Source organism: Sphingomonas sp. Leaf9 (assembly GCF_001421355.1).
Taxonomy (GTDB): Bacteria; Pseudomonadota; Alphaproteobacteria; order Sphingomonadales; family Sphingomonadaceae; genus Sphingomonas.
On the sequence record NZ_LMKC01000001.1, the window covers coordinates 625201 to 642190 of the forward strand.

General features: G+C 67.4%; 14 protein-coding genes and 2 tRNA genes. 7 read left to right on the plus strand and 9 right to left on the minus strand.

Annotated elements, in window-relative coordinates; all coding sequences use genetic code 11:
• Positions 1 to 129: 129 nt before the first annotated feature.
• Entirely contained in the window at positions 130 to 2742 is a 2613-nt protein-coding gene (locus ASE58_RS03020) for a GAF domain-containing hybrid sensor histidine kinase/response regulator (protein ID WP_162233498.1), read from the minus strand.
• Positions 2743 to 2795: 53 nt separating this feature from the next.
• Positions 2796 to 3680 carry a 4-hydroxy-tetrahydrodipicolinate synthase gene (gene dapA / locus ASE58_RS03025; protein WP_055817726.1) on the minus strand — a complete coding sequence of 295 codons (885 nt, stop codon included), beginning with the start codon at positions 3678 to 3680 and terminating at the stop codon, positions 2796 to 2798.
• A gap of 78 nt (positions 3681 to 3758) precedes the next feature.
• On the opposite strand from dapA, the gene ASE58_RS03030 reads away from it, so the two are divergent.
• The 4 genes from ASE58_RS03030 (at position 3759) to ASE58_RS03045 (ending at position 7501) form a co-directional block, all read left to right on the plus strand.
• On the plus strand, positions 3759 to 5807 hold the full coding sequence (locus ASE58_RS03030; RefSeq protein ID WP_055817728.1) for a lytic transglycosylase domain-containing protein: 2049 nt from the start codon (positions 3759 to 3761) through the stop codon (positions 5805 to 5807).
• On the plus strand, positions 5804 to 6286 hold the full coding sequence (greB, locus tag ASE58_RS03035) for a transcription elongation factor GreB (RefSeq protein ID WP_055817730.1): 483 nt from the start codon (positions 5804 to 5806) through the stop codon (positions 6284 to 6286). The genes ASE58_RS03030 and greB overlap by 4 nt, the downstream gene beginning before the upstream one ends.
• Positions 6287 to 6303: 17 nt before the next feature.
• Positions 6304 to 6660, plus strand: a complete 357-nt coding sequence (locus ASE58_RS03040) for a hypothetical protein (protein WP_055817731.1) — start codon at positions 6304 to 6306, stop codon at positions 6658 to 6660.
• A 64-nt stretch (positions 6661 to 6724) separates the two neighbouring features.
• On the plus strand, positions 6725 to 7501 hold the full coding sequence (locus ASE58_RS03045; protein ID WP_055817733.1) for an NYN domain-containing protein: 777 nt from the start codon (positions 6725 to 6727) through the stop codon (positions 7499 to 7501).
• A gap of 226 nt (positions 7502 to 7727) precedes the next feature.
• Here the strand turns inward: ASE58_RS03045 and ASE58_RS03050 are convergent, their stop codons facing one another.
• Entirely contained in the window at positions 7728 to 8909 is a 1182-nt protein-coding gene (locus ASE58_RS03050) for a sensor histidine kinase (RefSeq protein ID WP_055817735.1), read from the minus strand.
• 4 nt (positions 8910 to 8913) lie between these two features.
• On the minus strand, positions 8914 to 10593 hold the full coding sequence (gene ettA, locus ASE58_RS03055) for an energy-dependent translational throttle protein EttA (protein ID WP_055817737.1): 1680 nt from the start codon (positions 10591 to 10593) through the stop codon (positions 8914 to 8916).
• A gap of 431 nt (positions 10594 to 11024) precedes the next feature.
• Here ettA and ASE58_RS03060 point away from each other — a divergent pair, with 431 nt between their 5' ends.
• Together ASE58_RS03060 and ASE58_RS18530 are read left to right on the plus strand one after the other, a co-directional pair.
• Complete coding sequence (locus ASE58_RS03060; RefSeq protein ID WP_055759905.1) at positions 11025 to 11270, plus strand: hypothetical protein; 246 nt, start codon at positions 11025 to 11027, stop codon at positions 11268 to 11270.
• 179 nt (positions 11271 to 11449) lie between these two features.
• On the plus strand, positions 11450 to 11920 hold the full coding sequence (locus ASE58_RS18530; RefSeq protein ID WP_082467630.1) for an alpha-hydroxy-acid oxidizing protein: 471 nt from the start codon (positions 11450 to 11452) through the stop codon (positions 11918 to 11920).
• A gap of 13 nt (positions 11921 to 11933) precedes the next feature.
• Here the strand turns inward: ASE58_RS18530 and ASE58_RS03070 are convergent.
• The 3 genes from ASE58_RS03070 to ASE58_RS03080 all read right to left on the minus strand — a co-directional run bounded on the left by ASE58_RS03070 (position 11934) and on the right by ASE58_RS03080 (position 13233).
• Positions 11934 to 12010 (minus strand) — tRNA-Pro (locus ASE58_RS03070).
• A gap of 45 nt (positions 12011 to 12055) precedes the next feature.
• Positions 12056 to 12131 (minus strand) — tRNA-Ile (locus tag ASE58_RS03075).
• Between the two features lie 79 nt (positions 12132 to 12210).
• On the minus strand, positions 12211 to 13233 hold the full coding sequence (locus ASE58_RS03080; protein WP_055817741.1) for a LacI family DNA-binding transcriptional regulator: 1023 nt from the start codon (positions 13231 to 13233) through the stop codon (positions 12211 to 12213).
• A 167-nt stretch (positions 13234 to 13400) separates the two neighbouring features.
• Here ASE58_RS03080 and ASE58_RS03085 point away from each other — a divergent pair, with 167 nt between their 5' ends.
• The gene (locus tag ASE58_RS03085) at positions 13401 to 14282 is read left to right on the plus strand and encodes an ROK family protein (RefSeq protein ID WP_235513469.1); all 882 of its coding nucleotides are present in this window, start codon (positions 13401 to 13403) and stop codon (positions 14280 to 14282) included.
• A 9-nt stretch (positions 14283 to 14291) separates the two neighbouring features.
• On the opposite strand, the gene ASE58_RS03090 is transcribed toward ASE58_RS03085, so the two are convergent.
• Both ASE58_RS03090 and ASE58_RS03095 read right to left on the minus strand, forming a co-directional pair.
• Complete coding sequence (locus tag ASE58_RS03090) at positions 14292 to 14531, minus strand: hypothetical protein (RefSeq protein WP_055817746.1); 240 nt, start codon at positions 14529 to 14531, stop codon at positions 14292 to 14294.
• Between the two features lie 62 nt (positions 14532 to 14593).
• Positions 14594 to 16879, minus strand: a complete 2286-nt coding sequence (locus ASE58_RS03095) for a glycoside hydrolase family 3 N-terminal domain-containing protein (RefSeq protein WP_055817748.1) — start codon at positions 16877 to 16879, stop codon at positions 14594 to 14596.
• Positions 16880 to 16990: the final 111 nt, after the last annotated feature.

A 16990-nucleotide genomic window follows, 5' to 3' on the forward strand; every position in this document is an offset into this window, starting at 1 on the left:
CACGGGGAGGGGGACCAGCGCAGCTGGTGGAGGGGGCGGTCCGCAAACGCTGTCGTTCCGATTGGGGAAGCCCCCCTCCACCACCGCTTCGCGGCGGTCCCCCTCCCCGCGCAGCGGGGAGGACCTTCATTACGCGTCGAGCGCCTCGCGGACCTTCCTTGCCAGTTCGTCCACGCCGAACGGTTTCGGCAACAGCCGCGTGCCCGGATCGAGCACGCCGTTATGCACCACCGCGTTGCGGGTATAGCCGGTCGTGTAGAGCACCCGGAGGCCCGGCCGCATCGCCAGCGCCCGGTCGGCCAGCTCGCGCCCGGTCATGCCGGGCATCACGACGTCGGTGAACAACAGCGTCACCCGCACCCCTTGTTCGAGCAGCGCCAGCGCCTCCGGCCCGTTCGACGCGTGGAGGACCGCGTAGCCGAGGTCGCGCAGCACCTCGACCGAGAAGCTGCGGACGCGCGATTCGTCCTCGACCACCAGTACCGTCTCACCCGGATCGCCACGCCGCACCGGCAGCATCGTCGCCCGCGGCGTAGGCGTCGGCTGCTCGCCGTAGAAGCGTGGCAGGTACAGGCGCACGGTCGTGCCGACGCCGGGTTCGGAATAGATGCGGACATGGCCGCGCGACTGGCGGACGAAGCCGAACACCTGGCTCAGCCCCAGCCCGGTGCCGCGCCCGACCGGTTTGGTGGTGAAGAACGGTTCGAACGCCTTGGCCAACACCTCGGGCGCCATGCCGGTGCCGGTGTCGGTGACGGCGATCATCACATATTGCCCGGCGGCCATGTCGGCCTCCCGCGCATAATCGTCACCGACATGGGCGTTGGCGGTCTCGATGGTCAGCTTGCCGCCATCGGCCATCGCGTCGCGGGCGTTGACCGCGAGGTTGACGATCGCGTTTTCCAGCTGCCCCCGGTCGGCCTCGGCGCGCCACAGCCCGGCGCTCAGCACCGTTTCGACCGCGATGGGTTCGCCCAAGGTCCGGGTCAGCAGCTCGGTCAGGTCGGCGATCAGGCGATTGCCCTCGACCGGTTCGGGCGACAGCGGTGACTGGCGCGAAAAGGCGAGCAGCCGCTGCGTCAGCGCGGCGGCACGGGTCGCGCCGTCCTTCGCCGCCTCGACATAGCGGCCGACATCGCCGCGCCCGGCGGCGATGCGACGCTCGATCATGTCGAGCCCGCCGATGACCACCGCCAACATGTTGTTGAAATCATGCGCGATGCCGCCGGTCAGCTGCCCGACCGCCTCCATCTTCTGCAACTGGCGCACCTGCGTTTCGGCAGCGGCGCGGGCGCTGGCGGCGTTGTGCAGTTCGGTGGCGACGCGTTCGAGCTGCGCATCCTGCCGCCCGACCTTCGCCTCCAGCCGGAGCAGCGCGTCAGCGCGCTGGACGGTGACCCAGCTGATCTCCGCCACTTCCTGCAGCAACGCGATCTCGCCCGGCAGCCAGTGGCGCGAACTGCAATGGCCGACGATCAGCAACCCCTCCAGCCGCCCGTCATGGCGCAGCGGCACGCACAGGCCGGACAGGGCGGAATAGGAGGACGCGTCGCTCTCGGCAAAGGCCGGATCGATCGCGAAATCGTCGGACACGACCGTGCGCCCGGCACGCAGCAGCGCCGTATTGTCCCGCCCGAAGCGGTCCAGCGAATGTTCGCCGATCAGCGGCGGAAGCACCCCGTCGTTCCATCCGCCCATGTAGCGCACGCGATTGGCGGCGATCCGGGCGAACGCCACGCGCGACACCCGCAGCCATTCGCCAAGCGACCGGGCAGTGAAGCGCATGATCGCATCCGGGTCGGTCGCGGCGCGTTGCCGCGCGCTCAGCGACAGCACGAACTCCCGCTCGGCCTTGGCCGACAGCGCCGCCAGCTCGGCCCGCTTGCGATCGTCGATGTCGTAGCTGACGCCGGGAAAGCGCAGCGGGCGACCGGCGTCGTCAAAAGTGCATCGGCCCTGCGCCGATACCCAGCGGAACCCGCCGTCATGGCCGACCACCCGATATTCGGCGATGAAGGTGCCGTTGCCATCCGGGTCCATCGCGCGTTCGACCGCACGCTGGGCCTCGACCAGATCGTCGGGATGGATACCCTCGAAGAAGCGACCGATCGGTGCCCCCTCCTCCGCCGTCTGCGGATCGACGCCGTACAGCAGCGCGAAGCGGGTATCGGCGCGCACGATATCGGCCTGCACGTCCCAGTCCCACGCGCCGATGTTGCGCCCGGCCGACAGCGCCAGTTGCAGCCGTTCGTCCGCCGCCGCCCGCTCCCGCTCCGCGACGACCCGCGCGGTCGTCTCGCCGGTCACGCACAGCAGCCCGGCGATCTTTCCGGCATCATCGAAGGCGGGGGAATAGGTGAAGCTCCACCAGCTGTCCTCCGGTTCGCCGGTGCGCGCAAGGTCGAGCTTCATGTCGGTCGCCACGATATTGCCGCCGGCAATGGTCTTGTCGACCAGCGGCACCAGTTCGTCCCAGATGTTCGACCACACGATATCGAACCGCTCGCCCAGCGACCCCGGCAGCCGCACGCCCAGCAGCGGGCGATAGGCGTCGTTGTAGAAGCAGTGGAGCTCCGGTCCCCACGCCAGGAACATCGGCGTGGGGCAGGACAGCATCATCGCCAGCAGCGACCGCAACGATACCGGCCAGCCTTCGATCGGCCCCAGCGGATGCGCCGCCCAGTCATGTGCGGCAATCTCCGCCCCCGTAATGGTCTGGATCGAGAGATGTCCGTTTGGCATATGCATCACGTGTTACGCGGGTGCCGCCGCCGCGGCAATGGGATGGCCCCGGATCAGCGCACCAACCCGGCATGGGCAAGCGCGGCATCGACCGCCGCGCGCGATGCGTCGGACGCGGGGGTCATCGGCAGGCGCAGGTCGGTCGGGAAGCCCGGACGGACGCGGCCCAGCGCATATTTGACCGGTCCCGGCGACGCATCGCTGAACAGCGCGGCGTGGAGCGGGTACAGCCGGTCCTGGATCGTGAGCGCCCGCGCGAAGTCGCCGGCGGTGCATGCGTCCTGGAATTCCGCGCACAGCGCCGGCGCGACATTGGCGGTGACCGAGATCGCGCCGACCCCGCCCATCGCGTTGAACGCCAGCGCCATGTCGTCATTGCCCGACAACTGGGCAAAGCGGGTGCCGCACCGCAGGCGATGTTCGGCGACACGCGCCATCTGTCCGGTCGCGTCCTTGATTCCGACGACGACTTGCGGGAACCCATTCACGATGCGCTCGACCGTTTCGACGTTGATGTCGGTGATGGTGCGGCCGGGCACGTTATAGAGCATGATCGGCAGCCCGCCGTCACGGGCCAGCACCTCGAAATGGCGGAACACGCCCTCCTGGTTGGGGCGGTTATAATAGGGCGGCACCAGCAGCGCGGCGGCGGCGCCCGCTGCTTTCGCCGCATGGATGTGGTGCAGCGCGACGGCGGTGTCGTTCGATCCGCAGCCTGCGATCACCGGCACCCGGCCCTTCGCCTGATCGACGCAGACGCGCACGACATGATCATGCTCCTCGATCGTCATCGTCGCGGCTTCGCCGGTGGTGCCGCAGGGGACGAGCGCGCTCGACCCGCTCTCGATCTGCCAGTCGACCAGGGCGCGGAACGATGCTTCGTCGAACCGACCGTCGGCAAACGGGGTGACGAGCGCGGGAATCGAGCCGGAAAACATGGAAAACGCGCTCCACAGACAGGGATTTGAGCCGAAAAGGTGGCGACAGATAGGGCGGCCTTCCATATCATGTCCAGTATGCTGACCACCGTGTTCAAGAGCGCGTTCCTGCTCACCGGCGTCGCGAGCGCCGCCATGGCCGCCGGGATGTTCCACCCCGCCGCGCCGGTCCAGACCGCTGCCCAGCCCGCTCCGGTCGTTCAGGCGGCAACCCCGCCCCGCCCCTTCGTCCTTGACGGACCAAGGCCGGCGGTGACCGCCCCTGCCTATGACCCGATCCAGCCGGTGCTGGCCGACTGGAAACGGTTGCAGCAATCCGACAATTACCCGTTCACCGACTATGCCCGGTTCCTGCTGGCGCATCCGGGTTTTCCGGGGGAAACCAGTCGGCGCGCGGCGGCGGAGACGGTGCTGGCCGATGGCGCGCAGGACCCGCCGACAACCTTGCGATTCTTCGACCGATATCCACCGATGACCGCCGCCGGACGGCTGCGCATGGCCGAAGCACTGGCAGCAACCGGGCGGATGGCCGAGGCGCAGGAGGCGGCACGCGCGGCATGGCGCCGGGGTGCGCTCAGGACCAATGACGAAGCGAAGCTGCTCGGCCGGTTCGCCTCTGCGCTAACGCCACAGGATCACGACGCGCGGATGGACCGGCTGTTGTGGCAGGGCGCGACCAGCGCCGCCAGCCGGCAGGCCGGCTATGTCTCGGCAGCGATGCGTCCGACCTTCGACGCGCGCATCGCCTTTCGCACCAGCGCGGCCGATGCCAGCGTGCGCGGCGAGCAGCCCGGCGTCGATCGTGCCGATCCGGGCTATATCGCCGACCGCGCCAGCTGGTTGCGCGCGACCGGGCAGTCGGTGGCGGCGCGATCCTACCTTGCCCAACCGCGTCGGCTGTCGCGGACACCGGGCGATGTCGAGGAATGGCTGGAGGTGCTGCTGACCAATGCGAAAGGCGCGCAGGCGGACAGCCAGTTCGACCTAGCCTATCGCATCGCATCGCAGATCGACGACGCCTTCCCCGCCGGAACGGTCATCGCCGATGCCAGCTATGGCGAGCGCGACGAATATACCAGCCTCGCCTGGCTGGCGGGTACCTTGGCGCTGCAAAAGCTGAACCGGCCGTCTGACGCGACGGGCATGTTCGCCCGCTATGCCAGCGGATCGCGCACGCCGACGGTCAGGACCAAGGGCTATTACTGGGCCGGTCGCGCAGCGGAGGTGGCGGGCGACCGGCCGACCGCCGATCGCTGGTATGCGCAGGCCGCCGATCTGGGCGACCTCTATTACGGGCAGCTGGCCAGCGAGCGGATCGGCCGGCCGCTGCGCGCACCGAGCAACACCGCCGATCCGGCCGCGATCCCGCCAGCGGTGCGCGCGGCGTACATGAACAGCGACGTGGTAAAGGCGACGCGTTATCTCGGCCGTACCGGCCAGTACGCCGATCAGGGGCTGTTCGTCCGCAAGATCGCCGAGGATGCACGCAGCGACACCGACCATGCGCTGGCGGTCGAGCTGGCGCAGGCGATCGACCGCCCCGACCTGAGCGTCATGGTCGGGCGCAGCGCGCTGGTGAACGGGCATAGCGACTATACGCTGGCGGGCTATCCCTCGGTCCCGGTCAGCGGGGCGCAGCGCGACCAGTTCACGCTGATCCACGCCATCGCACGGCAGGAGAGCCAGTTCGACCGCACCGCCGTCAGCCGCACCGGCGCGCGCGGGCTGATGCAGCTGATGCCCGGCACGGCGAAGGAAACCGCCACCAAGCTGGGGCTGTCGTACAGCCCGACCTCGCTCAACGACCCGTCGTACAACATGGCGCTGGGGTCGAGCTTCATCCAGCGAATGCTCGACTATTACGGCGGCAGCTACCCGCTGGCGGTCGCGGCGTATAATGCGGGGCCGGGTAATGTGAACAAATGGCTGCGCGCCAATGGCGACCCGCGTACGCCGGGCGTCGACGTGGTCGATTGGGTCGAGAAGATCCCGTACAGCGAAACGCGCGGCTATGTGCAGCGCGTGCTGGAAAACGCGGTCGTCTATGACCTGATCCACACCGACAAGGCGCGGTCGCGCGGGCCCAACAACCTTAGCTGGTATCTGGGGAAGAACCGACCGGGATGACCGAGCCGCGTCCGAACTACATCACGCCCGCGGGCTATGCCGTGTTGAAGGCCGAATATGACCAGCTGCTGGGGAGCGAGCGCCCGAAGCTGGTCGATGTCATCGCCTGGGCCGCCGGCAATGGCGACCGGTCGGAAAATGGCGACTATATCTATGGTCGCAAGCGCCTGCGCGAGATCGACCGGCGGCTGGGCTTCCTTGCCAAGCGGATGAAGGCGGCGCGGGTGGTCGACCCCACCACCCAGACCGAGCGTGGCCGGGCATGGTTCGGCGCGACCGTCACCATCGCCGACGAAGACGATAACCCCCGCATCCTCGAACTGGTCGGCGATGACGAGGCGGATGCCGGCGCGGGTCGCATCGGCTGGAACTCGCCGATGGCCCGCGCGCTCCGCGGGAGCGCGGTCGGCGATGTGCGTACCGTCGTGCTACCGGCGGGGGCGAAGGAATATGAGGTGATGGCGATCACCTATCCGTGACGGTTCGGGGGAAGGCCATGCGGTTGAACGCTGCGATGCTGGGCATGATGCTGCTGTCGGGGTGCGGCGATGCACCGGCGGACGAGCCGTCGATTCGGATCGAGGTCCGCACGATCCATCCGCCGGAGGCACCGTCCCCCACCCCGACGCCCGGCCTTCCCGTCGATGTGATCGCCTTTCGCCTGAAGCGGGACGAATGCGACCAGCTGCGCGGCGAAGAGCCCACCGGCCCGGCGCGCGCCGCGGCGCTGCGCTATGGCATGGAGCGGACCTGCACCGGCACCGACGCCGCCCTCCGCGCGCTGCGCCAGCGCCATGCCGGCGACCCGGCGGTGATCGCCGCGCTGGCGGGCTATGACGACGCGATCGAATAACGATCGGGCTTCGCGGCGGACGGTTTCGGTCGCCAGCCGGGATCGCGTGCGATAGACCGGCGCCATGGCCACCCATAATGCTCCCACCGGCAACGTCGCGTTGCTGATCGATGCCGACAATGCCGGCGCCGCCTATCTCGATTCCGTACTGACGGTGCTGGCCGAATTCGGCACGGTCAACGTCCGCCGCGCCTATGGCAATTGGGAAAAGCCGGGGCTGAAGAGCTGGAAGGCGCTGCTGATGCGCCACGGCATCGAACCGTTCCAGCAGTTCGACATCACCAAGGGCAAGAACGCGACCGACATGCGCATGACCATCGACGCGATGGACCTGCTTCTGCGCGGACGCATCACCGGCTTTGGCATCATGTCGTCAGACAGCGACTTCATGCCGCTGGCGCAGCGCATCCGGCAGGAAGGGGTACCGGTCTACGGCTTCGGCACCGACCGCACGCCAGAGGGGTTCCGCGAGAGCTGCACCCGGTTCATCGATGTCGCGTCGCTGGACGTCGAGGATGTGGCGAACATGCCGCTGCCCCCGGCGATCAGTGGCACCCCTACCCCCGCCACGACCCCGGCGACCAGGCCCGACCCCACCCCGGCACGCAAGAGCCAGAAGGTCGACGCCGCGCTCGTGAAGCTGCTGTCGGATGCCTATGACGCATCGAAGGTCGACAAGCGCGGCTTTGCCAGCCTGTCCGAAGTCGGCCAGCGCGCGGCCAACCGGTCGAGCTTCGACACGCGGAACTATGGGTTCAAGCGGCTGTCGGACCTGATCGAAAAGGTGAAGGCGTTCGAGGTGGAACGGCGCGATACCGGGGTGTTCGTCAAGCTGGTGTGATCCAGCTCTCCCCCAAGAAACCGTTCGTGCTGAGTAGGGGCTGAGCGAAGTCGAAGACCCGTATCGAAGCATCTACCCCAAGCGGTCCTTCGATACGCCCTTTCGACTTCGCTCAATGGCTACTCAGGACGAACGGTGGGGAGCGAGGAGATGCCTTCTCGACGGTCGGTTCTCGACAGGCTCGAACCTGCTCGAAGCAAACGGGGATGGCGCGTGGGGCTGCTGCCTACACCGCCTCGGGCAACGGCATCACGAACGACACATGCGTCCCCGGCCCGGCATCCTCGAAATTGAGCGTGCCGCCCAACTGCCGCGCCAGACTGGATACCATCCGCATCCCCAGGCTGGTCGGGCGCGCTGCCGCCGGATCGAAGCCCGCCGGTAGCCCCTGTCCCCGGTCGACGACCTCCAGCGACAGCTGCCCATCTGCGCAGCGGGTTTCGATCCTGACCGCGCCACCGCCTTCGCCATAGGCATATTTGATCGCGTTGGTGACCAGTTCGGTCAGCAACAGCCCCAGCGGGATCGCGGTGTCGCCGCTGACGACCAGCGGTTCGATCTCGCAATCGATGGCGTGGTCGGGGGCCTGTTCCTTCAACTGCTCGACGATGCCGCACAGCAGCCGGTCGAGCGCGACGACGCCGACCCGGTCGCCCTGCCACAATTGGTCGTGCGCCTGGCCGATGGCGACGATCCGCGCCTGGGCATCGCCCAGCATCCGCTGCACGCGCGGGTCGTCATCCTCGCGCATCTGCAGGTTGAGCATGGCGGACACCATCGCCAGGCTGTTCTTGACCCGGTGCGATGCCTCGCGCGTCAGCAATTCCTGATGCTCAATCGCGGCGCGCAGCGAGGCTTCGGCCTCCAGCCGCTCGATCGCGACGCCGATCAGGTTGGCGAAGCCCTGCATGAAGGCAAGGTCGTCCTCCTCGAACCGGCCGTCCTTGCGGCTGTCGACCTCCAGCACGCCGAAGCGGCGGCCGTTCGCCTCGACCAGCACGTTGATCGCGCGCTTGACGCCGTGGTCGGCCATGAAGCCCGGCGTGCGGAAGCGCTTCTCGTCGCCCAGATGGTTGGAGATCACCGCCTCGCCGGTGCGGAAGGCGAAGCCGGCGGGCGAGGCGAGGTCGTCGCCCATCTCCGCCTGGCCCACCACGCCGTCATCCCAGCCGATGCCGGCACGGACGATCAGCGTGCCGCCCTGGTCGTCGTGATGCAGGAACTTGGCAAGCCGCGTCCGCATGCCGCGCGCGGCCAGCTCGACCGCCGCCCGCACGATCTCGTCGATGTCGCGGCTGCGCAGCGCGATGCCGCCGAACTCGGCCAGGATGCGCTGCTGGTCGAGGCGATAGCGGATCGCATCGGCGGGATCATCCGACCCCGCCCCGTTTTCCTCGACCACCGGCATCAGCTCAGCGCGTCAGCTTCTTGTAGGCAAGGCGCGTCGGGCGATCCGCCGCGTCGCCCATGCGGCGGCGCTTGTCTTCCTCATAGGCTTCGAAGTTACCCTCGAACCATTCGACATGGCTGTCGCCTTCGAACGCCAGGATGTGGGTGCACAGGCGATCGAGGAAGAAGCGATCGTGGCTGATGACCACGGCGCAGCCCGCGAACGACTCCAGCGCCTCTTCCAACGCACGCAGCGTCTCGACGTCGAGGTCGTTGGTCGGTTCGTCGAGCAGCAGGACGTTGCCGCCCTCCTTCAGCATCTTGGCGATATGGACGCGGTTGCGTTCACCGCCCGACAGCTGGCCGACCTTCTTCTGCTGGTCCTGCCCCTTGAAGTTGAACGCGCCGACATAGGCGCGCGTGCCCAGTTCCTGCTTGCCGAAGCGGAACACGTCGAGGCCGTCCGACACTTCCTCCCAGACATTCTTGTTGGGGTCGAGATCGTCGCGGCTCTGGTCGACATAGCCGAGCTTCACCGTCTGCCCGACCTCGATCGTGCCGCCATCGGGCTGTTCCTGGCCGGTGATCAGCTTGAACAGCGTCGACTTGCCCGCGCCGTTCGGCCCGATCACGCCGACGATGCCGCCGGGCGGCAGGTTGAAGTCGAGATTCTCGAACAGCAGCTTGTCGCCATAGGCCTTGGTCAGGCCCTGCGCCTCGATCACCTTGCCGCCCAGGCGGTCGGGGATCTGGATCAGGATCTGCGCCTTGCCGACGACGCGGTTCTCCTGGTTCTTGACCAGTTCGTCGAACGCGCGGATGCGGGCCTTGGACTTGGTCTGGCGCGCCTTGGGCGTCTGCCGCATCCAGGCCAGCTCGTCCTGGATCGCCTTGGCCTTGCCGGCTTCGTCGCGCTCTTCCTGCTCGAGGCGCTTGGCCTTCTTTTCCAGATAGCCCGAATAGTTCGATTCGTAGGTGTAGTAGCGCCCGCGATCGAGCTCGAGCACCCAGTTGACCACATTGTCGAGGAAGTACCGGTCGTGGGTCACGAGGATCACGTTGCCGGTATATTCCTTGAGGTAATTCTCAAGCCAGCCCACGCTCTCGGCGTCGAGGTGGTTGGTCGGTTCGTCGAGCAGCAGGATCTGCGGCTTTTCGAGCAGCAGCTTGCACAGCGCGACGCGGCGCTTTTCACCGCCCGACAGGTTTTCGACCGACGCATCGCCCGGCGGGCAGCGCAGGGCCTCCATCGCGATTTCGAGCTGGTTGTCGAGGCTCCAGCCATCGACCGCATCGATCTTCGCCTGCAGCTCGCCCATTTCCTCGAGCAGCTTGTCGAAATCGGTATCGTCCTGGGGATCGCCCATTTCGGCGGAGATGGCGTTGAAGCGGTCTACCAGGTCGGCGACCGGGCGCACGCCGTCCTTGACGTTCTCCATCACCGTCTTGGTCGGGTCGAGCTTCGGCTCCTGCGGCAGATAGCCGACCTTGATCCCCTCGGCGGCCCATGCCTCGCCGGTGAATTCGGTGTCGATGCCGGCCATGACCTTCATCAGCGTCGACTTGCCCGCGCCGTTCGGACCGATGATCGCGATCTTCGCATCGGGCAGGAACTGCAGGTGGATGTTGTTGAGCACCGGCTTGTTGGCGCCGGGGAAGGTCTTGGTCAGACCCTTCATTACATAGCTGTACTGCACGGCCATTGCCGAAGGCTCCGTTTCGAATATCGGGGGTGGTATGACAGGTTCTGCCGCGATGTAGCGCTGGGCCGGCGAATTGGCAACGCGGCCACCATGGACCGAACGCAGGCGGCCCCGCCCGATTCGGCCAGCCGCTATCCTGTGCCGGGCAGGCGTTACGATGCGGTATACGCTGCGATACACGGCACGGGCGCGCGATGGGCGATCACCATTCGCAGACGCAGCATGACGCTGCGGAAACCGGGCGTTTCTGCCCTATTTGGGGAGGGTTTCGCGGTTCGTCGCGCCCCTGCCACGGTCCACCATTGGTCGCAAAGCCGCATTCCTGCCACAATCGGACATTGACGGCGGCGGGGAAGGCGCTATTGCGGCTATCTCGCGACGGCGGTGACGCCGGGATATTCGCGAAATGGAATTTTCAGGGAGTAACCCGAATGAAGAAGATCATGCTCGTCGCCGCCGCCGCCGGCCTCCTCTCGGTCGCAGCCTGCAAGAACACCCCGACCGACAACGCTGCCGACGCAGCTTCGGACAACCTGGAAATGCTGGCCGACAACCTGGAAGCCCAGGCTGAGAACACCTCGAACGAAGCCGTTGCGGCCGACCTGATGAACGCTTCGGAAAACGCCGAAGACGCTTCGGACGCGATCGAGAACGCAGCCGAGCACAACGGCATGTAATTCCTGTTCCCGCGTCACCGCGACGCGGGAAACCGGAGTTCGAAAAGGGGCGCCCCGGCAACGGTGGCGCCCCTTTTTTATGGCCAGAAGCGGGTCGTTACGCGACCAGAAGCACGATGGCGTGATTAAGGCGCGATTGCGACCGGTCAGTGATCGAATGTTGCGCGCTGCGGCGCGGTATGAAGTTGTTAGATTTCTGCCCCAGACGGCCTCGCCAGCCGTCGTTCCGGTTCAGATGGCTTCTCACGCACCTCGCCCCGCCACTCTATCCAACGCCTGCCGCGCGCTTCATCGACCTGGAGCGGAAGCTACGTCAGGATTGGGCTTCCGATGGTCGTCAGGATGATCGTTTTGACGATGACACCCGCGGCGCGGTACGTTTCGGCACGGACGGGATCGACATGTCGAACCACTGCACGCGACAACTCGACGGCGTACTCTCGACCGCCCGAGCGCTGCTCCCGATCGCCGATGCGGTGAACGGCCAGATCAAGACTCTTGCCGATTCCGGCATTCGCTCGGGGCTGGACGTGGTGCAGATGCTGGCGCTGGGCGCGGATGCCATCATGATCGGCCGCGCCTTCATCCATACGCTGACCGGCGAACGGTCAATCGCCGAGATCGACCGGCCGAGCCTGGTCGGTGGATAGCGCTGAAGAAGGATGGTCGGGGAGACAGGATTCGAACCTGCGACATCCTGCTCCCAAAGCAGGCGCGCTACCAGACTGCGCCACTCCCCGACGCGAAGCGCGGCCCTAGTCGCAAACGCCGCGTAGCACAAGCGTTGGTGGGCCCGGCAGGACTCGAACCCGCAACCTAGCCGTTATGAGCGGCCAGCTCTAACCATTGAGCTACAGGCCCCACGCTTGTGCAGGCGCTGCGATAGCGTCGGGCGCGGGGGCGGCGCAAGTGGGATGATGCCCCTGCCCCGTCGCGGCGATCAGGCGGAGTCGCGTTCGACCAGGATCGGCGACATCACCACCGATGGCGCATCCTCCCCCGCGATCCGGCGGAACAGCGCGGACACCATCTCGTTCGCGCCCTGTGCAATGTCCTGCCGCACGGTCGTGATGCGCGGCACGGCGCTAATCGCCAGCGGCAGGTCGTCATAGCCGACCACCGGCATGTCCGCCGGCACCCGGATGCCCCGGTCGGCAAGCACGCGCAGCGCCGTCAGCGCAATGACGTCAGACGCGGCGGCGATCCCGTCGATCTGCCCTCCCACCCGGTCGAGATGCGCGGCAATCTCCTGCTCCATGATGTCGGAGGCGAGGTGGGTGTCCAACTGGACCGGCGGGTCGGCGATGCCGGCAAAGGCCAGCGCCTGCGCCACCCCTTCGCAACGTTGGCGGATTTCGGGCGCGCGCAGTTCGCCCAGAAAGGCGATACGCCGCGCGCCGCGTTCAATCAGCCGTTCACCGGCCAGCCGCCCGCCCGCGATATTGTCGGTACCGACCGCGCAATGGACCTGCCCGGGCAGGTTGCTGCTGCCCCACGCCACCAGCGGGCGATAGCGGCGGGCAACGCGTTCGATCGTGTGGAACTGGTCCGACTGACCGATCAGCAGCACGCCGTCGAGCATGCCCGAATCGACGATCCGCTCCAGCCAGTCGGTCGCATCGGGAATGACCCGCGACAGCATCAGGTCATAACCGTCTTCGGTCAGCCGATCGGCGAGGAAGCCGAGCATCGTCATGAAGAACGGGTCCGACAGGTGCTGGCGGCGTTCATGGCCCAGCGGCACGACCACGCCGATCACCCCCGTCCGCTGCGTCCGCAGCCGGCTGGCCATCTGGTTCGGGCGAAAGCTGTGCTCGGCGGCCAGCGCCTGGATGCGGTCGCGCGTCTCCGCATTGACCAGCGATTTTCCGGCCAGCGCGCGCGACACCGTGCCGGGCGACACCCCGGCCAGCCGGGCAAGATCGGCGATCGTCCGTACGCGGGAGGGAGTTGTTTCGTCCATGTCGCTGCTTGTACGAACATATTCCATCGGTCTGCCAGCAGAATGTGCGGGTCGGGGCGCGCAATTGCAAACGATTGCGAAGGTGGTTAATGGCTGGTCGCAATACCCCGGCTTGCGGCGACGATCGTCGTTGCGGCAGGATCGGGCTTCAGCGGAGAGGGCTAGCGATGGTTGCGGACAGGATGGTTGCCGGTGTCGAACTGGGCGGAACCAAGTCGATCGCGGTGATCGGACAGAGCGACACGATCGTCGACCGGTTTCGCGTACCGACCACGACCCCGGACGAGACGCTGGGTGCGCTGTCGGCGAAACTGGCCGAATGGCAGCAGGTGCATCGCCCGGCAGCGATCGGCATTGCCAGCTTCGGCCCGATCGCGGTCGCGGACGGGCGGATGCTGCCCACGCCCAAGCCGCAGTGGGCCGGCGCCGATATCGTCGGGCCGCTTTCCGCCGGGTTCGACCGGGTGGCGTTCCATACCGACGTGACCGGCGCGGCGCTGGGCGAGGGCAGATACGGCGCGGGCATCGGCCTGTCCGATTTCCTGTACGTCACGGTCGGCACCGGTGTCGGCATGGGGATCATCGTCAACGGCCAGCCGGTCACCGGCATGATGCATCCCGAGGCCGGGCATCTGCGCGTGCGGCGTCGTGCCGGGGACGATTTCGCCGGGGCATGCCCGTTCCACGACGACTGTCTGGAAGGGCTGGTCAGCGGCCCGGCGATCGCTGCGCGGGCGGGCAAACCGGCGCATCTGCTGAACGCCGACGATCCGGCGTGGCGCGACGTTGCCGATGCACTGGGTGAGGCGTTCGCGATGCTGTTCCTCACCCTCTCCCCTGCCCGCATCATCGTCGGCGGTGGAGTCGGGCTGGGCCAGCCGCACGTCCTGCCGATGGTGCGCGACCGCACCGTCGCCGCGCTGGCCGGCTATCTGGGTTTCGTCGACGAACACTCGATCGGCGAACGGATCGTGCCGGCGGGTTTGGGCGACGAAGCCGGCCCGCTCGGCACGCTGGTCATGGCAGAGGGCGTGCTCGCCACCGCTTGACTTGCAGGATCACTCCGCGTCGGACTGGTCGGCTCCGGTGGCGTCGTTGTGCGCGCCGCCCGAACCGCCATGATAGTCCTTCTCGCTCTGCCCGCCGTCAAAGCGACCGGCGTCGCTATCGTCGTGGGGGTTGGGGTAAGCCCCACCCGCCGATTCACCGCCGCCGCCGGCGGTGTTGACGCCGTCGGGGCTGGCAGCGTCGGACGTGCCGCCCACCGCCTGATTAGGTTGCTTTCCGTCATCGATCATTGCGCGCTTCTCCTTCGGGTTGAATGGGTTAACGTGCGACAACCGATACCGGGTGCGTGGGGTCAGGCCAGCACGAAGCTGCCGTTGACGCCCTCCGCCTCGGCCGAGGGGGCGACCCAGATGCGGAACGTGCCCGGTTCCACGGTCGGGCGGTTCTGCGTGCCGATGAAGCGCAGGTCGTCGGCGGGCAGGGTAAATTCCACGATCTTCGATTCGCCGGCGGCGAGCGCCACGCGCTGAAACGCCTTCAGTTCGCGCACCGGGCGGGTGATGCTGGCGGCGACGTCGTGGATATAGAGCTGCACGACCTCGGTCGCGGCGCGGGTGCCGCTGTTGGTGACGCGCGCGCGGACCTTCAGCGCGCCGTCGGTGTTGAGCCGTCCGCCGCCCAGATCGAGGTCGCTATAGGCGATGCGGCCATAGGTCAGGCCATGCCCGAATGGGAAGCGCGCGGCGTTCGCCCCCTCCTGATAATGCGCCTTGTACGGCACCAGCGGCCCCGACGGGTTCGGACGCCCGGTCGTCTTGTGCGCATAATAATAAGGCTGCTGCCCGGTCGAATAGGGGAAGCTGACCGGCAGCCGCGCCGATGGCGACATGTCGCCGAACAGGATGTCGGCGGTCGCCGGGCCGCTTTGCGACCCCAGGAACCAGGTGACGAGGATCGCGCGCGCGTCCAGCACCGGCTTGTCCAGCACCATCGCCCGCCCGTTGCGCAGCAGGATGACGGTCGGCTTGCCGGTGGCCAGCACCGCTTCGGCAAGATCGAGCTGCGCCTGCGGGATGCCGATATCGACGCGCGACTGCGCCTCGCCCGACATCTTTTGCGACTCCCCGATCGCCAGCAGCACCACATCGGCCTGCGACGCGGCGATCACCGCCGCCTCGATCCCGCCGGGAATGGCGTCGGTGATGCCGGACCCGTCGACTGCCGTAACGCTCGACGGGTCGGTGACGGCGGCGCGTACGCCCGTCAGCAGGTCGACCGCCTCGGCATCCGAACCATACACGTTCCAGGTACCGACCAGTTCGCGCTGTCCCTGCACGAACGGACCGATCAGCGTGATCTTCTTGCCGGACTTGGGCAGCGGCAGCAGGTCGCCATCGTTCTTCAGCATCACGATCGACCGCGCACCCGCCTCGCGCGAGAGTTTCAGATGGGCGGGCGTGCGCACTCGCTGCTTTTCGCGGCGCGGATCGATGCGGCGGAACGGATCGTCGAACAGGCCCAGTTGCGCCTTCAGCGCCAGCACGCGGCGCACCGCCTGGTCGAGCCGCGCCATCGGCACCTCGCCCTTCGCCACCAGATCGGGGAGATGCTTGAGGTAGAAGCCCGACTGCATCGACATGTCGACGCCCGCCAGGAAGGCGAGCTTCGTCGCGTCGCGCGCATCGGCGGCAAAGCCGTGCGCGATCAATTCCTCGTCGCCGGTATAGTCGGACACGACCAGCCCGCCGAACCCCCATTCCTTGCGCAGCACGGTGTCGAGCAGCCACGGATTGGCGGTGGCCGGCACGCCCGACAATTCGTTGAACGACGCCATCGTCGTCGGCGCGCCGGCGGCAAAGGCGGTCTGGAACGGCGGGAAATAGGTTTCGCGCAGGGTGCGTTCGGAAATGTCGACGGTGTTATAGTCGAGACCCGCCTCCGCTGCGCCATAGGCCGCGAAGTGCTTGGCACAGGCGGCGACCGCATCGTCGGCGGTCAACCCGCGACGCCCCTGGAACCCGCGCACGCGCGCATCGGCCATGACCTTGCCGAGCAGCAGGTCCTCGCCCGCCCCTTCGATCCCGCGGCCCCAGCGCTGGTCGCGGGCGATGTCGACCATCGGCGCGAAGGTCCAGTCGATACCCGCCGCCGATGCTTCGACTGCCGCTGCGCGCGCGGTGCGCTCGGCCAGGTCGGCGTCGAAGCTGCCCGCCTCGGCCAGCGGCATCGGGAACACCGTGCGAAATCCATGGATGATGTCGGCGGCGAACAGCAACGGCACCTTCAACCGCTGTTCGCGCATCGCCACCGTCTGCATCCGCCGCGCCATTTCCGCGCCATTGCCGTTGAACACGCCGGTCAGCTTGCCGCTGCGCACCTGTGCCAGCTGTTCGTCGAAGGTCGCGGTCGCGCTGATCGGGTTCAACGCATTGGCGGCACCCCCGGCCCATGCGGCGGCCATCAGCGTCAGCTGCCCGGCCTTCTCCTCGACCGTCATCTGGCCGATCATCGCCTCGACCGATGCCGGCAGGCGATCGCCCGCCTGGGCCAGCAATGCCCGTGCCGGCGACGCGCTCCACGCGGCCACGGCGCCCGCGCCCATCAACCATGCGCGGCGCGAAATGCGGATATCTTCCATGCGATCCCCTCTGTGTCGTTTGCGCAACGATCCTGTCGCGCCTGTGTTTCAAATCCGGTCGTTCGAATCTGTGGTTGAAGCGCGTTGTAGATTCTTGTAACCGGTTACATC